The organism is Rosistilla carotiformis (assembly GCF_007753095.1).
Lineage (GTDB): Bacteria > Planctomycetota > Planctomycetia > Pirellulales > Pirellulaceae > Rosistilla > Rosistilla carotiformis.
The window spans coordinates 5,901,294-5,916,881 of record NZ_CP036348.1 but is presented as its reverse complement, the minus strand read 5'-3'; the positions used below and the strand labels follow the sequence as shown (position 1 = coordinate 5,916,881).

The following is a 15,588-nucleotide window of genomic DNA, read 5'->3' as shown; positions in this document are numbered from 1 at the left end:
TAAATCGGTGTGTGTTTGATGATTCGTTAGGTAGGATGCGACGCGGCGAGACTACTCTGCCGCGGAGGTCTCAGACGCGTCAGCTTTTTCCGCATCCGCGTCCGCTTCGTCGGCTGCGTTTGCGTCGCTGTCGGCTTCCGATTCCTCGGACTCAACCGCTTCGGGAGCCGAGCGTTTGTGCGGGTCGTCGAAGACGGCGCCCGATTCCAAGCCCGCTTCGTACATCCGATCCTCGACGATCCGAGCTTCCTTAGGATCGACAGTCAACGCGCCAACCCAAGCGGTGATCGAGATGATGCCGACCAACAGGCCGATCCCGCCACACAACATCGATGCACGTTTCTGAGCTGCAGGCGAAACCCACAATCCCCAGGTGATCCCGGCGGTCCACAGACCGTTAGCAAAGTGATAGACGCACGACAGAACACCGACCAGGTAAAAAGCGGGCCAGAAAACGCCGTCCATCGCGTGAGCCAAACTGGATGCCGCGTTGTAAGGCTTGAACTGAGCCATCCCCAGCGGCGTGGCGATGTAGTCCAACCAAGGACCGAAGTGGAACCAACCATGCAGATGGAAGACATGCATCGTGATGTAGACAAACGCGATGTAGCCGGTGATGCGTTGGAACCGGTAGCGGCGATTCGCCGTGTATTTGTAGCGATCGGTGTTCGATTCGCCGGTCATTCCAATCCAAATGCCAATGATGGCGTGGAACAGCAGCGGCAAAAAGATGAAGGCCCATTCGACGACCGGTAGCGCCGGCCCCAGGCTGTGGATCTGATTCACCATCCGCTGGAAGGCCCCAGGCCCCGCCATCAGGCTAGCATTGGTTGTCAGGTGGACGCACATGTAGAGTCCGATTGGCACGACACCCAGCAAAGAGTGGATGCGGCGAATGGCAAATTCGTGCTTCAGAAAAAATGAAGGTTCAGGTTGCGTTGACACAGAACATACCTACCCCTCATTAGAGGGCGCTGATGGTGAGGTAAAGTCTCGGTGGGTCTAACCGAAAGTCGCAATCGTGCGTAACTTTCGGGATAGTTTAAGGTTGCTACGGCAGGCCGCAAGCGTGGTTGGTGGATTCCCCCAACCCAAATTGCTAGCCTAATCACATCGCCCCATGGAAGAAAAGCGCAAGAATGCGGCTGCGACGATTTGGCAATCTGTGTAAGTTACCCGGACGCGGCAACGATTTATCAGCCATAATAAACAAGACCCGCGTGGTGCAAGCGTTACGAGACCGCTTGGTCTCGAATTTGCTACAACCTGTGGATGCCATCGATTGCCTGACAACTTGGCAGGAAATTTCCTGTCGGATGAGGCAATTTGCCCCAGAGGCCCGTGTGATGAAACTGACGAAGCCCAACCTATTGATTACCGACGACGATCGCGCGTTTCGAGAAACGCTGCGAAGCGTGTTGGATCGGTTCGACTTTGAGATGTATCTGGCCGAAGATGGCGAAGAGGCTCTGGACATCATCAGCCGCCACCAAGTCCACTTGGCGCTCTTCGACGTCCACATGCCCCGATTGAGCGGAATCGAAGCGCTCACGCGAATGCGTGCCTCGGGGCTCTCCCTCCCCTGCATCCTGATGTCGGCTGCCCTGGACGAAGCGATCTGCGACGCGGCAAGCAAGCTGGAGGATGTCTCGGTGATCCCTAAACCGCTGAAAATCCGTGAGATCTCCAGCGTCGTCACCCATCTGCTCGCCAAACGCTACGGCTGGCAAGCCGAATCTCGTGGCGCCGATCGTCCCGAATGACGTCAATCTGACGACATCAGTGTCAATGTGACGACACTTTGCCGCGTTGGGCAACTCTTCATTGTGTCGTCTGCAACCGAACGCAACCTATTGTTGCACAGCGACTTAGCGTCGTCTTGGCGGTCGTCCCCGGCGGTTTGGCACGCTCCCTGCGATACCAATCTATCAGGCCGCTTTGATGGCGGCCTGCTGTCGCCAAGCATGGCACCGCAACGATTGCGGCGACAGCCAAACGATCGCCGACCCTGAGCCATCCCGGCTCCCTCCCCAAGGAACACGAAGATGCGTTACTTGACTGCAACCCTCGCCATCGCCCTGCTGTCCACCGCCGCCACCACCGCACAGGCCGACCACCGGTTGGAATCGGTCGCCCGCGACTATCACCGTTCCGTTCATGTTCTGGCCGATTACATCAAGCACGATCGCCACAGTTCGCCTTACTTGAGCCGTTATGTCAGTCGATTGGACGAAGCTTCGCACGAATTCTACGAAGCGGTTGTCCGCGATCCGTATCGCTCTCGAACTCGCGGCCTGTTCGACGACGTGCGTTCGCTGCACTTCCGCGTTCGCAGCCTGCTGGGGCACGATTGCCGCTCGCTTCCCGGTGCCGCGGGCGTTTGGTACAACGCCGATCACCTCTACTCGCGATTGTCGCACGCATTCGCGGACAGCCACCACCACTCCCATCGGGTGGGACGCGTGATCCTGCCCCCGACGACGGTCCCCTTCCCTCAGCATCGCGTCGAGATTCGCCTGGACGGACCGCGTAGCCCAGGCAAAGGCCGCGATCATGACCGATTTGATTCGCGTGGCCCCTCCAACAACCGCGATCGAGGCGATGCGCGTGGTCCTTCGAACAACCGAGACCAAGGCGATGCACGAGGTCCATCGAACGACCGCGACCGCAACCGAGGCGACGCGGGCCAACCTCGCCATAACCTGGACCGCGAACGCGGCGAACGCAAAGAGAACGAATCGCGCAAACCGGACCGACGCCCTTCGACCTCGCTCCGTTCGGATGCCTCCAACGAAGCGGTCGGCCGATTGCTGACCTCGCTGTTCAACTGAACCGCTCCGGACGAGCCAACACTCCATAAAAAAACCGCGAGTCGGATTCGACTCGCGGTTTTTTATTGGTTGGCTCAGCGGAACGCGTTCGTTCCACTGACGTTACGCCGAGTATTCTGCTCCGAAGAACTCTTTGCTCGCGTCGACGTCTGGCTTGATGGTGCGAGCGCCTTCGGTCCAGTTGGCTGGGCAAACTTCGCCGTTAGCTTCGAAGTATTGCAGTGCTTTGCACATTCGCAACGCTTCGTCGACGCTACGTCCCAGTGGCAGATCGTTGACGACTTGGTGACGGACAACGCCGTCCTTGTCGATCAGGAACAGACCACGCAAAGCGATGCCGCCGTCCAACAGGACGTCGTAATCGCGAGCGATCTGCTTGTTCAGATCGGCAACCAATGGGTATTGGATGTCGCCCAAACCGCCTTGAGCGCGGGGGGTGTTACGCCACGCCAGGTGCGAGAAGTGGCTGTCGACCGAAACGCCCAACAGTTGCACGTTGAGCGCTTCGAACTCTTTGGCCGCTTCGCTCATCGCGATGATTTCAGTCGGGCAGACAAAGGTGAAGTCCAATGGGTAGAAGAAAAGCACGACGTATTTGCCGCGATAATCGGTCAGGCTGATCGATTTGAACGATCCGTCGGCCATCACGGCCTGCGCGGTGAAATTCGGCGCTTCGTGGGTAACGAGCTGTGTCATATTCGGTCGGTCTCCAGATTGGGATGCCCATGGATTGTCAAAGCACCGCCTGATGCGGGGCCCGTCGCGACGACACCTTGTGTAGCCAGGGTTGACATAAACGCCCGGTTGAGAGGACGCAATGGTGTCAATCCGAGCCACAATTGGCATCGAGCCGCGAGCGGTATTGTAGGTCCGATGGCAAGGATCCGAAACTAGGCCAGCGCCGCAAAACACCTTTCCCTCGGCCGGTTTGCCGCGAGAAGCGTTATGTGGGAATGACCGTCGGTTTGTGCTAACCTAGTGAGACCGTGAGTGGCTTCGATGAGGACACTCCGACGCTTTCCCGGCACCGTCCGTGGCTGGGCCTTCCCCAACCGAGCGTCTTGAAATACGGCAACATCCCCCCATGCCCCCACCTGTTTCATTGGAGATCCCGAATCCCATGCGAGCTTTGATCCGTTGCACGTTCCCCGTGAACTGCCTGTTTGTGTTTGCATTGCTTTCCGTCGCGGGTTCGACCAGCTTCGCCCAACCGGCGGCGACCGCTGAATTTGCGATCCCGGCGACCGACGAGGGACTGCCCGGCGCCGGACCGCTGCGACGCGCCGATTGGTTCAAGAAGCTGTGGGAAAGCCGCCGCAGTCTCTGGGCAACTCAGGTTCAACAGGATCAAGGGGCTGTCGTCTTCTTGGGCGATTCGATCACTCAGGGCTGGGGCGCTAAACTGAACGACTATTTCGCCGGAATGAAAGTTGCCAACCGAGGCATCAGCGGCGACACAACCCGCGGCGTGCTGATCCGTCTGGAGGAAGATGTTCTGTCGCTCAATCCAGCGGCTGTGGTCATTCTGATCGGAACCAACGATCTCGAAGATCAAGCGGCCCCCGAGGTGATCGCCAGCAATTTGGAATTGATCATCGCGGCGCTGAAGCAGCACAATCCGAAGATGCCGATCGTGTTGTGCGAAACCTTCCCCAGCTCGGCCAGCAAAGCCCGCCCCGCCGACAAGATCCGCAAGGTGAACGACCTCTATAAGGCGGCCGTCAAAGGGGACAAACAGATCACCGTCGTCGACACCTGGACCTTGTTTGCCGACGAAAACGGCGACGCTTCCAAATCGGAATTCCCCGACCTGCTGCATCCCAACGGCAAGGGCTACCAAAAATGGGCCGACGCGATCCGGCCGATCTTTGCGACGCTTGGCTTCCTGGAAACCGAAGCGGACGACTTCAAGGTCGAACCCGGATTTATCAGCCTATTCAATGGCAAAGACCTCTCGGGCTGGGGATATCGCCAACGGAAAACCCTCAAGCCTCTGGCTAGCTTTGAAGGCCCCGCCAGCACCGACGGACGTTACGTTGCGATCAACGGTCGCTTAGTTGTGACGACGCCCCCCGAAGGTCGCAAAGGTCAACAAATGTGGACCACCCAAGAGTTCGGCGACGACTTTACGTTGAAGCTGCAATTCCGCGCGACCCCCAACGCCGATTCGGGCGTCTTCATTCGCGCTCCCCAATTGCAATGCCGCGATTATCCGCTGGCCGGTCCGTACAAGGATCTGAAAAACTACAAGCCACAACAATGGAACGATCTTGTCGTGACGGTTCGCGGCAACGTGGCCCACTGCACCTGCAATGGCGAAGTCCTCGAAGCCGAAATGAAGGTCCCCGATTCGGGGCCGATCGGACTCGAAGGAGACCGTGGTCAGATGGAATATCGTCGCATCCGAATCAGCGATCCCAAAGCCAACCAATTCAAAGGAGCCACGTTGATGAGCTTTAACAAACTGACCCCCGAAGAAGAATATGTGATCGTTCGCAAGGGGACCGAGCGTCCTGGGACCGGGGCGCTGTTAAACAACAAGAAGAAAGGGACCTACATCTGCCGCCGTTGCAACGCGGCGTTGTACAAGAGCGACAGCAAGTTCGAGAGTCACTGTGGCTGGCCGAGCTTCGACGATGAAATCGAAGGGGCTGTTCGTCGCAGCGTCGATGCCGACGGACGACGTACGGAAATCCTGTGCGAGAACTGCGGCGGCCACTTGGGACACGTCTTCTTAGGCGAAGGCTTTACCAAGAAGAACACACGACACTGCGTCAATTCGCTGTCGATGGCGTTTGTCGAAGAGGATGAAGAACTGCCGCCAGTGGTCAAGCCACCGGCCGACGCCAAGCCCTAGTCTCGATCGTAGCCACGATATCGCTGTCGTCTGTCGCTCTTGGAGCCGGACGCAGCGATCAGGCGTCACCGACGAGAATCTGGCCGATCAGGACCCAAATGCCGGTGAAAACAATGCCAAGACATGCGTGAAAGAAGTCGGGTGTCATGATTGTGGGGATCCTAATGCGTAGCGCGGACAGTTCGATTGCCAGCTCGGCTAAAATCCATAGCCTGTCCAAATTGAGATCCCTCTCATGGCATCAGTGACCTAGATCGGAACTCCACCGAGAAACCTTCACCCTTTTTTTTGCTGCCGGCACGTTTTGCGCAATCGGCCCCTCTTAACATCCAAGCCTGCGACGCGGATCTCAACAAAATACATGCCCTCCAGCCACGACCTCCCCGCGTCCGCGGATCCCGATCCGCAGGTCATCCCGTGGCTTTCTTCTCCCGAGGCGCTCGAAGCGATCGACCGCGCCGAGGCGGCCGGCCAGGCAACCGTCGCCCGGACCGCTGCGCTACGAAAAAAGATCGGCCCCGACCGCGCCGCAGCGGTTCTGTCCGCGGCGGCAGCGCGTAGCAAGGCGATCGACAAATGGGGCGCCGGCCCATGGCTGGTGACCGACCGCGGGATCCAACAAGCGACCGATCGGGCTATCGCTCGCTACAAGTCGCGACGAGTTCCCGCCGGGTTGGAGATCTTCGACTGGTGCTGTGGCGTTGGCGGCGAAGCGATGCCACTGAGCGACCGCGGCCCGCTGACGGCGATCGACCGCGATCCCAAGATCGCTGAAATGGCGAGGCACAATCTGGGCGTGCACCGCGACCAACAAGCGGCCAGCGACAACGAGCCCGTTGAATATCGGTCGACGGTAATCTGCGACGACGTCTTCGCTCATCATCCCCCTGCCGCTGCCTGGCTGAACCTCGATCCCGATCGCCGCAGTGAATCCAACACCTCGGAGACCAGCCGAGCGACGCACTGCGATTACCTGCAACCGCCGTTGGACGATTGGATGCCGGTCGCAAAACAAGTTGCCGGCGCGTCGATCAAACTCGCTCCAGCGACCCAGTTGCCCGAGGAGTGTCACGAGCTGGGAGAGCGTGAATGGATCAGCCATCGCGGCAGCTGTCGCCAGCAAGTGCTGTGGCTCGGGGAGGCGAGTCCGCCTGGAACGATCCGAGCGACCGTTGTCACCGGAGACGATTCGGCGACAAGTTTTGCCGTCGACCAACTGCAGCAGTGCGATGAAACCGACACCTGCGAAGCGTTTGCCTTCGACCTCGATCCGGCGGTTCGGGCGGCGGGATTGAGCGAGTCGTATGCGGCGGCCAAAGGCTTGCGTTCGCTCGGTGGACCGGCCGGATTTTTCACCGCACCACAAAGCGATGTTGACGCGTTGGCTCAGCCGTTTGAAGTCCTCTGGCACGGCGTGGCCGATATGAAAAAGCTCCGCCAAGCGGTCGCTGCGCTCGACGGGTGCGTGACCGAAGTGAAGATCCGCGGCCTCGATTGGAAGCCGCCGACGATCATCAAGAAGCTGGGGCGGCGAGAGGGCAGAAAACTGACGCTGCTGGCCAGCCGAATCGGTTCGTATTGCGGAGCGATCCTGGCGATCCGGCCATAAAAAACGCGGCCCGTTTTGGTGGGACCGCGTGTCGATAAATCGAAGGCGTCGTCGCGGAACGATCGACGGCCGGTGGCAACGTCAGCTGGCGTTACTTCTTGACGATTTCAAAGCCGGTCTTGAACGCTTTTTCACCGAACAGCATTTCCAGCTGAGCGTCCCCTTCGGCTGCCGCTGCTTTGCCTTTGCAGCCGCCACAGCAGAACGCAACTTTGTGGTTGTCGACGGTGACCGATTGATCGGGGTTCGCATCGCGGCCAGCGATCGGGCAATGGACCTGCTTGGCTTGGCCGGTGACGAACAATTGCAAGTTCGCTTTGGCTTCGAATTTCTTTTGATCGGCGACAAATCGCTTCATGCAGCCAGGGCAGCAGAAGTAGACCTTCGCATCCTTATACTGGGTCGATGCAGCCGCGTCGCCGACGGTGAACTCGGTCCCGGCAACGGGGCACTTGCACTTCTTGGTCGCAAGCGTGTCGTCAGCTGCATTGGCGAAGCTGGTGAGTGCGGCAACGGCTAACAGAACGCAAAAGACAGGATTGGAAGAGCGCATGGTTTTTCTCTTGGTACGTGGAACGGACGGTAGGAATCCAGAATCGAAAAATCTCGATCCCCGATAGCGATGTTAGCCAAGTCCAGCGGATACCGCAAATCTTACCCAAACCGACGAAATTAGAACGTCTCGGGATAGATGACGATTTCGACGCGGCGGTTGGCCGCGCGGCCGACAGCTGTCGCATTGTCGCCGCGAGGGTAATTGGATCCTTGCGCGAGCGTGAACAATTGCTGCGGCGGCAGATTGTTGCGTCGCGTCAGATGCTCGAAGACCGCCGATGCTTGGGCGGCGGAGAGTTGATGGTTGCTGCCATACATTCCGCCATACAACTGCTGGTCGTCGGTGTAGCCTTCGATGCCAATCTTTTGGCGTGGGAAATTCTGCTGAATTGCGGCCGCGATGGGATCGAGCAATGCGGCGGCGTTGCCAGCGATCTGCGCCGAATTGCGCTGGAACAACTGGTCCGATGGAACGCGAATCCGGATCGCTTCGTTTTCGAACGAGACCGGCAGCCCGCCCAGACTCAATTGGCTGGCGGCTTGGCGAAGGTTGGTGTTCGGAGTGATCGTCGCTCCGCCACGGAAGCGGCTGGAGGCTTGCAACCCTTGGAACTGTTGCTGGGCGTCGGCGGCGGCCAGGTGTGCCTCCTGCATCCGCCCGGTCACTTCGGCCAACTGAGTTCGCATCAGATTGACTTCGTCTTTGTAAACCTGCGACTGCTGTTCGGCTTGGGCGAGTTGTGTATGCAGTTGGCGGTTGTTATCGTCCAGGTGCCGGACGCGGCGTTCGAGATCGGCCAACTGAGCTTGCGCGGCCTGCAGCGAATTTGGATCGGCGGCCAGCGCAGCTGCAGGTTGCCCGCCGGGCCATGGGGCCGCGCCGCCGGAAGCCAATCGCGGGTTCTGCGTACATCCAGCCAAGCCTGTTGTAAGACAACAGATCCAAAGCAAGGCGAGTGTTGTTTGGGTGGTACGCATGATGGCTGATATCGAAGGCGTGCGAGGGAACGTCCCTGTGGCGAAGCGTAGCAAGGCGGGCGAAATGGGAGCAAGCCCAGTAATCGCGGCGGGCTCCGGCAGGGGAGCCAGGGATGCGGAGGCCGGAGCGATGTCTTGGTAAGTGTCCTGCACGATCGTGGTGGGAAAGAAAAATATTTACTCCTGGCGACGCAGTCTGCCGTAGGGGCGAATCGTTCCAAACGCAACGGGCCTCTTGAAAACAGGCGACATGCAAGATGATAGTGATCGGAATTATAGGCCCACCTGCGGGTGGAAAGTCGGCCATTGCGGGGGTTCTTGCGGCACAGGGGGCGGCATGGATCAACGCCGACCGCTTGGCGCACGCTGCGCTTCGCATGGGTCGGGTAAAGATTAAGCTTCGCGAACACTTTGGCGATTCTATTTTTAATGCCTCTGGGGCGGTCGATAGATCGCAATTGGCAGCGAAAGTTTTTGGGGATGACCCTACCAGTGGACGGCAGTTAGAATATATTGAGAGCGTGCTTCATCCGATCGCTGGGCAGTTAGCGACTCGGAAATTGCAACGTCTTGGCGCGAAACAGCAGGTCGTCGTTGTGATCGACGCACCGCTGTTGATCGAAGCGAATTGGCATTTCCAATGCGATGAAGTTTGGTATGTCGATTCCCCATGGGAGCAACGCATCCAATGGATCGGCAAGCGATCTTGGACACCGGAACAGCTTCGCCAGCGCGAGGCGCGACAGCTTCCGTTAGCGGAAAAGAAACGATACGCGACGCGGATCATCGACAACTCGCGGGGCCCTCATCAGACCAAGCAGCAAGTGATTGCTGGCTGGCGGCGACTGACCCACCCTACAGACTAACAACAAAATCCACCGAAGCGATGCGTGCCCCTGCGCATTATTGCTCTGGCGTGTAAGATAAACACAGCAAGCCCTTATCCTTGATTCGCTTGTCGATGCAGGATGCATCCTCAAAACTCAACATTCCTGCCGATAACGATTACCCATCTGCTTCCTCTTTGCCCGCTTGTTCGCAAGTGCGGTGAGCTCTCCTTATCGATCGATCCTAATCATGGAACCTCGCAAACCCAACCGCCACATTTCGTCACGACCACTGCAACGCGGCCGCAACCAAAATTTTGGTGGCGCAGCGCGACAGCGTCATCCCGACGCGGAGGTGGATCAACGAATCCGTGAGCTCGATGCCGAGCGCGACCCACTGTCGTTGCCCGAGGAGATCGTGGTCGAAGCGACCCGCTCCGGTGGTTCGGTCGGCGTGCCGCAGCAACGCAGCGACGATGCGCCGCTGAATCTAGCGCATTTGCAGTTGTTGTCGCGCGAGGAACTTGTCGCTTTGGCCGAGGCCGAAGGGGTGACCGACATCGAAAAATGCAGCCGCTTAGATCTCAGCTTCAGCGTGCTCAAACGGCGGATGGCCAACAACGGCTTGATGTACGGCGAGGGAACGCTGGAGATCCTGCCCGACGGGTTTGGGTTCTTGCGCAGCCCCGACGCCCATTACATCTCCTGCCCCGACGACATTTATGTCTCTCCCAGCCAGATCCGCCGTTTCGGTTTGCAAACCGGCAGCTCGGTCGCTGGACAGATCCGTCCCCCAAAAGAGAACGAACGCTACTTTGCGTTGCTCCGCGTCGAAGCGATCAACCGCCGCGATCCGATGGACCGCCAACGCAACACGCGGTTCGAGGACCTGACTCCACTGCATCCCAACGCGCGGATCATCATGGAGACCGATGCGCACGAGATGTCGACTCGGGTGATCGACCTGCTGGCGCCGATCGGGTTTGGCCAACGCGGCTTGATCGTCAGTCCGCCGCGAGCGGGCAAGACCGTCCTGATGCAGAAGATGGCTCGCTCGGTCCTGGAAAACTATCCCGACGCCTACGTGATCGTGTTGCTTGTCGACGAGCGTCCCGAAGAGGTCACCGATATGGAGCGGGAGGTCAAAGGCCCGCACTGCGAAGTCATCAGCAGCACGTTCGACGAACCACCGGCGCGACACATTCAAGTCGCTCAGATGGTGATCGAGAAGGCGAAGCGAATGGTCGAATACGGCATCGACGTCGTGATCTTCCTCGACTCGATCACACGCCTAGGCCGCGCTTACAATTCCGAGGGTGGCGGCACCGGCAAGCTGCTTTCCGGTGGTTTGGACGCCGGGGCGTTGCAGAAACCCAAAGCTTTCTTCGGATCGGCTCGCAAGCTGGAAGAGGGTGGATCGCTGACGATCCTCGCAACCGCACTTGTCGACACCGGCAGTCGCATGGACGACGTGATCTTTGAAGAATTCAAAGGGACCGGCAACATGGAGATCGTGCTGGATCGCAATCTGGTCGATCGACGAATCTGGCCCTCGATCGATCCGGGCCGCAGCGGCACGCGTCGCGAGGAGATGCTGATGGATGACGAAGAGCATCGTCGGATCAGCATCTTGCGGCGTGTGATGGCGGAATTGAATCCGCCCGAAGCGATGGACATGTTGATCAAACAACTCAAGAAGACCCAAAACAACGCCGAGTTTTTGCTCAGCCTCAAGGAAGTCGATTGATCATGAAGACAGAGATTAACGGAACGCAAGGCCCAATCCCCGAAGGCAACATCGCCATCGTGGTATCGCGGTACAACGAATCGATCACCGGTCAATTGCTGCAAGGTGCCCGCGAGACGCTGCTGGCCGCCGGGATCGCCGAAGAGGACATCCAAGTGATTTGGGTCTCGGGGGCGTGGGAACTGCCGCTGCCGACCTCCTACGCCGCCCGTCGCAAAGAGACGCTGGCGGTGATCACCCTGGGGGCGGTGATCAAAGGGGAGACGACACACGACGAACACATCAACCGCAGCGTCTGCAACGCGTTGATGGATATCGGTCTGGCGACCGCCAAGCCGATCCTGCTGGGCCTGCTGACCTGCAACACCGTCGACCAAGCGATCCAACGCGCCGGCGGCAACATGGGGAACAAGGGATCCGAATGTGCTGAAGCGGCGCTGGAGATGATCCGCGTCGTCGAAGAGATGCAGGACCAAGGGACTCCCAAAGTCGGCTTCCATCGCTAACCCGATGGATTCCACACGGCCGCCTGCTTGCCTTCCGGGGCGTCGGGCCGTCTAGCGGACGAGCGTCCAGAAACGGGGATCCAGGCGACCGAGGATCCACCGTGTCAAACCGTTGGCCTGACGGATGCGGCGGTTGGTTCGTCTTTGTACTTCCAAACAGGTCTGCCGCGGCAGCTGGTCGCCGCGGCCGTAGTGCTGCCGAAGATGAAACTCGGTCAGCTTGGCGAATTCCGGATAAATTGTGGTTACCCTCGCGGCAAACTCCGTTCGCGTTTCGCCATACTCTCGCTGCATGCCCGTTTCGGCCAACTGCAAGATCGTCGCGCGCTGGGTGACGCGGATCAGTTCCTGGTCCGGGGCGAACCGAGGCGACAGGAGGATCCACGCCTTGGCGAAGTAGAGCAATACAATTGCGGCCACCAACGCCCAGGGAAGATGGATCATCCGCAACGGAAAGCCGCGCGAAGGCTTGGACGTTTCTTGGATGTGCTTTTTGTGCTGATCCTTCTTCCGCGCCTTGTCGGCCAGGAATTGGCTGACCGTTTTATCTGGTTCTGAGGGTGCCTGCGTCGATTCGTCGATCTGTTCGGGCATCGCATCGATAATCACCCAACCGACGGCCTCCAGATAAATCTCTGCCCAAGCGTGCGCATCGGTCGATTGAATCAAGATCGATGACGACTTGCCGCTACGTTCGGTGGGGACCATGTAACCGCCGCTGATCCGCGCGGGAATGCCCAGCGAACGCATGAGATAGACGCTCGCGTGGGCGATGTGAACGCAATAACCGTGACGGGCACCGAAAAGAAACTGCTCGGCCGGATTGTTGTGAGGGTCGTCGAATTTCGGGTCGTGCGAATACGTTGTGTTCTTCTCCAGCCAACGCTGAATCGACAGTGCCTTGATCATCGCGGAGTTTTCCAGGTCGTCTTCCAAGTCGGCTGTCGTTTGCTTTTGGACGATCTCTTCGGCCAACGCTTTGAAGCGAGGATCGTCGGGAGCCTTGGTGTAGTGAGCCCACACGGCGTCGTCCCATTCGGAGTCGCCGGCATCGCAGTAAAACAGGTTGGCGTATAAATCGAAGACCTCCTCGTCGACGACCGGATCGATCAACGCACAACTGGTCGCGCGGTAGGACTGACGAAAGTACTGGGGGGCGGGATTCGGCAGCGGAGCAAACGAAATCATGCTCGGCAAACCAAACGGCCGCGGCTGCTCCGCGATCAGATTGACAACCATCGGCACGATGCGATGCATGTCCTCAGGCCGTGGGATCTCTTGGATGAAAACCTCGTCGTTGGAAAAGCCGCTGGGAATGTCGGTGTCGAACCGCTCGTCGGCCGCCACCACCAAACGCTTGCCGTTGAAGAGGCTGATGGCCGTCTGCCGAAAATACCAGAACTTCTCATAGGGCTGAAAGTCGTCTTCCAATAAGACCAAGGCGGTTGGTTGAGGAGTGATCTGTTGGGAAGAGGCCGAAGGAAACGGATCGTCATCGACCGCTCCTCGCGACGCCGAAGAGGCTCCGCCTCCCGAAACGCCGCCCCCCTGGGAGCTCGAACCGCCGGAACTTGTGGCCCCCGCCGCTCCCGAGCTGCCGGTTCCCGCTCCACCACCACCACCGTCGGCTCCCGAGTCGCCGGCATCGTTCGCGTCTCCACTGCCATCGTATGCGGCGATGGAACGCAAGCCTCCCGGAGGCTCGATGAAATCGGGCGTTGGGTTCCGCAAGAATCGACCGCCAATCCACATCAGCAGAACAAACAGTGTTAAAAGCGTCAGCACCGACGTCGCGGCATGCCGCGCGGTGGTCCGCCGCATGCTGGCGATCAGCCCGGTCGTCAGCGCGGCCAAGCCTAGCAAGGCGAACAGCGTCGGAAGCTCGTAGCCCTCGATCCCGGCCCAGTCGGCGAAGAACCGCGGATTCCCCCAGTGATAGTTGCGGTGCGCGGCGAACCGGAGACAGATCGCCGCGATCATGACCACTGCGTCGAGTATCGAAAACAGGCGGGCACTCTGGCTGATCGATCGAACCAACAGCACGACGCCCACCGCCAACATCGCCAGCGTCATCCCTTGTATCGCGATCAACGTCGCCGGAATGCCAATCAAAGTCGGCACCAACCCCCAACGGCCCAGCAGTGCCGGCCCTACCAGCCCGACTGCGATCAACGCCAAGCCGATCGACGCCGGTACAACATTGCGTAGCGATTGACTGGCATGCCAACGGTACAGCCAGACACCCGCTACCGCACCCATTCCAGCGGCGAACACCGCGGCGGGACTGGCGACTGCGGAGCTGAGAAACATCGCTGACAAGGCATACCCGACGGTCAACAGGATCGCCTGCAGTCGCGTTTCAGGCTGTCCTAACTGGACGCCAGCGGCAGCTTGATTCGGTGGGGCCTCTACATGACTCATGCGACCTGCCCTCGATATCCTGCGGTCGACCAAGCTTGTCCCGAGCGTCGATGGATGATCCGTGTCGAGATCCCCGCAGCCGACAACCGGTCGACTACGGCCTGCACTTGCTGCAATTGAACCACGTCCCCCGGATCGCGATGGAACGCCCAGGCGGGAAAGAACCGATGGCGTCGCGGCGTTGCGGGTTCGTCGACGCCGATGATCGCATCGATCTGCAGTTGCGATGCAGCCTGTCCCGCGATGACCCGATCGATCCAAGCTCCCGGTTGGCTCGGAACAAACGCGACGCAATGCTTGATCACATGGTCTTCGAGCGTCGATCCGATCCCCGCGACAATCCCACCTCCACTTTCCCGTGCGTCCGCCGACAGGATGATCTGCTCGATCGCTTCGGCCGAACTATCGGTTGCCGCCGCTGAGCCATCGGCTTGAAACAAGATCTCTTCGCCGGCCTGCTTCAGTTCGGTCACAATCGTTCGGGCGACACCAGCCGACGCTTGGTCACCAGGCCCCGCTACGAAGCATGCGATGGTTTGCGACATGCTGGCGATTGAATTCTCCGGCTGCCGAACCAACAGTTGCCGCGTTCGCGCGTAATGCTTCCAGAGCACTAATTTCAAGGGATCGCCCGGCCGATAGTGTCGCATTTCGATCAGGTCGCCATGCGGTTTGCCATTGGGATGAACCAAGTCGTCTCCCTGTTGGTCGCGACGAATCTGAGTGATGCTGCATCCGGCGGCCGGCAGCGGTTCGACACGGACGGCTTGTGCAAAGGTCTTGCAAAACTTCACACGGCTCAGCCCAAATACATCACTAACTTCAAACTGCCGCACGATTTCGCTGCGCTGCATCCGCTGGCTGGCAAGGAGGGTTTCGTGACAACCATCGCGGCCGCGCGATAAAGCGACCTGCACGCCGTCGCAATTCACCCAACGGATCCCCACGGCGACACAAGGAATCGACGCGAGCAACGGCAGCGTCAATCCAGTCTCGCACTGGACTGACTCCATCGCGTCGATCCGATCGGGAACCGGCAGCTTGCGAAATTGCAGCCACAACCCGATCGCCAAGACCGCCAACGCCATCACCGCGATCACAAACAACCCGCCCACACAAGCGGCCAACAGCAAACGATCATGCTCCTGTAGCGCCAGATACCGCAGCGCGAATCCGGCCACTGGAATCAAGACCGCCCCGCGTGCGGTCAGCGGGATCCAATCCATGATCGCCCGAAGAGAGCGTTTCATCGTATCG

13 protein-coding genes are annotated in these 15,588 nt (G+C 59.3%); 7 read left to right on the top strand and 6 right to left on the bottom strand.

From position 1 onward, the window contains the following. Positions 1-51: 51 nt before the first annotated feature. Positions 52-945, bottom strand: coding sequence for a succinate dehydrogenase cytochrome b558 subunit (locus Poly24_RS21425; RefSeq protein WP_231753277.1), 894 nt, complete (start codon positions 943-945; stop codon positions 52-54). 401 nt (positions 946-1,346) lie between these two features. On the opposite strand from Poly24_RS21425, the gene Poly24_RS21420 reads away from it, so the two are divergent. After that, a complete protein-coding gene (locus tag Poly24_RS21420) occupies positions 1,347-1,763 on the top strand; it encodes a response regulator (RefSeq protein ID WP_197452082.1) in 417 nt (138 codons plus the stop codon). A 282-nt stretch (positions 1,764-2,045) separates the two neighbouring features. Further along, entirely contained in the window at positions 2,046-2,831 is a 786-nt protein-coding gene (locus tag Poly24_RS21415) for a hypothetical protein (protein WP_145100432.1), read from the top strand. 102 nt (positions 2,832-2,933) lie between these two features. On the opposite strand, the gene Poly24_RS21410 is transcribed toward Poly24_RS21415, so the two are convergent. Then, complete coding sequence (locus Poly24_RS21410) at positions 2,934-3,527, bottom strand: peroxiredoxin (protein ID WP_145100429.1); 594 nt, start codon at positions 3,525-3,527, stop codon at positions 2,934-2,936. A gap of 424 nt (positions 3,528-3,951) precedes the next feature. On the opposite strand from Poly24_RS21410, the gene Poly24_RS21405 reads away from it, so the two are divergent. Further along, positions 3,952-5,688: a methionine-R-sulfoxide reductase gene (locus Poly24_RS21405; RefSeq protein WP_231753276.1), complete on the top strand. Its 1,737-nt coding sequence runs from the start codon at positions 3,952-3,954 to the stop codon at positions 5,686-5,688. A gap of 361 nt (positions 5,689-6,049) precedes the next feature. Further along, positions 6,050-7,297, top strand: a complete 1,248-nt coding sequence (locus Poly24_RS21395) for a hypothetical protein (RefSeq protein ID WP_145100425.1) — start codon at positions 6,050-6,052, stop codon at positions 7,295-7,297. A gap of 91 nt (positions 7,298-7,388) precedes the next feature. Here Poly24_RS21395 and Poly24_RS21390 read toward each other — a convergent pair whose 3' ends face one another. After that, positions 7,389-7,850 carry a hypothetical protein gene (locus tag Poly24_RS21390; protein ID WP_145100422.1) on the bottom strand — a complete coding sequence of 154 codons (462 nt, stop codon included), beginning with the start codon at positions 7,848-7,850 and terminating at the stop codon, positions 7,389-7,391. Between the two features lie 119 nt (positions 7,851-7,969). Beyond that, the gene (locus Poly24_RS21385; protein WP_145100419.1) at positions 7,970-8,830 is read right to left on the bottom strand and encodes an OmpA/MotB family protein; all 861 of its coding nucleotides are present in this window, start codon (positions 8,828-8,830) and stop codon (positions 7,970-7,972) included. A 257-nt stretch (positions 8,831-9,087) separates the two neighbouring features. Between Poly24_RS21385 and coaE the strand changes: the two genes are divergently transcribed. The 3 genes from coaE (at position 9,088) to ribH (ending at position 11,910) form a co-directional block, all read left to right on the top strand. After that, entirely contained in the window at positions 9,088-9,696 is a 609-nt protein-coding gene (coaE, locus tag Poly24_RS21380) for a dephospho-CoA kinase (RefSeq protein WP_145100416.1), read from the top strand. A gap of 211 nt (positions 9,697-9,907) precedes the next feature. Then, positions 9,908-11,404 (top strand): transcription termination factor Rho, encoded by a 1,497-nt coding sequence (gene rho, locus Poly24_RS21375; protein ID WP_145100413.1) that lies wholly within the window; start codon positions 9,908-9,910, stop codon positions 11,402-11,404. Positions 11,405-11,406: 2 nt separating this feature from the next. Next, positions 11,407-11,910 carry a 6,7-dimethyl-8-ribityllumazine synthase gene (gene ribH / locus Poly24_RS21370; protein WP_145100410.1) on the top strand — a complete coding sequence of 168 codons (504 nt, stop codon included), beginning with the start codon at positions 11,407-11,409 and terminating at the stop codon, positions 11,908-11,910. Between the two features lie 51 nt (positions 11,911-11,961). Here ribH and Poly24_RS27690 read toward each other — a convergent pair whose 3' ends face one another. Further along, positions 11,962-14,331 carry a transglutaminase domain-containing protein gene (locus Poly24_RS27690; protein ID WP_145100407.1) on the bottom strand — a complete coding sequence of 790 codons (2,370 nt, stop codon included), beginning with the start codon at positions 14,329-14,331 and terminating at the stop codon, positions 11,962-11,964. Further along, a complete protein-coding gene (locus tag Poly24_RS21360) occupies positions 14,328-15,581 on the bottom strand; it encodes a DUF58 domain-containing protein (RefSeq protein WP_197452080.1) in 1,254 nt (417 codons plus the stop codon). The genes Poly24_RS27690 and Poly24_RS21360 overlap by 4 nt, the downstream gene beginning before the upstream one ends. Between the last annotated feature and the right edge of the window lie 7 nt (positions 15,582-15,588).

What these genes read in the sequence shown, in the direction of transcription:
- Poly24_RS27690 (WP_145100407.1), bottom strand. Translation starts at nt 14,331, where the DNA reads ATGAGTCATGTAGAGGCCCCACCGAATCAAGCTGCCGCTGGCGTCCAG.
- Poly24_RS21420 (WP_197452082.1), top strand. Translation starts at nt 1,347, where the DNA reads ATGAAACTGACGAAGCCCAACCTATTGATTACCGACGACGATCGCGCG.
- Poly24_RS21415 (WP_145100432.1), top strand. Translation starts at nt 2,046, where the DNA reads ATGCGTTACTTGACTGCAACCCTCGCCATCGCCCTGCTGTCCACCGCC.
- Poly24_RS21385 (WP_145100419.1), bottom strand. Translation starts at nt 8,830, where the DNA reads ATGCGTACCACCCAAACAACACTCGCCTTGCTTTGGATCTGTTGTCTT.
- Poly24_RS21410 (WP_145100429.1), bottom strand. Translation starts at nt 3,527, where the DNA reads ATGACACAGCTCGTTACCCACGAAGCGCCGAATTTCACCGCGCAGGCC.
- coaE (WP_145100416.1), top strand. Translation starts at nt 9,088, where the DNA reads ATGATAGTGATCGGAATTATAGGCCCACCTGCGGGTGGAAAGTCGGCC.
- Poly24_RS21405 (WP_231753276.1), top strand. Translation starts at nt 3,952, where the DNA reads ATGCGAGCTTTGATCCGTTGCACGTTCCCCGTGAACTGCCTGTTTGTG.
- rho (WP_145100413.1), top strand. Translation starts at nt 9,908, where the DNA reads ATGGAACCTCGCAAACCCAACCGCCACATTTCGTCACGACCACTGCAA.
- Poly24_RS21360 (WP_197452080.1), bottom strand. Translation starts at nt 15,581, where the DNA reads ATGAAACGCTCTCTTCGGGCGATCATGGATTGGATCCCGCTGACCGCA.
- Poly24_RS21390 (WP_145100422.1), bottom strand. Translation starts at nt 7,850, where the DNA reads ATGCGCTCTTCCAATCCTGTCTTTTGCGTTCTGTTAGCCGTTGCCGCA.
- Poly24_RS21395 (WP_145100425.1), top strand. Translation starts at nt 6,050, where the DNA reads ATGCCCTCCAGCCACGACCTCCCCGCGTCCGCGGATCCCGATCCGCAG.
- ribH (WP_145100410.1), top strand. Translation starts at nt 11,407, where the DNA reads ATGAAGACAGAGATTAACGGAACGCAAGGCCCAATCCCCGAAGGCAAC.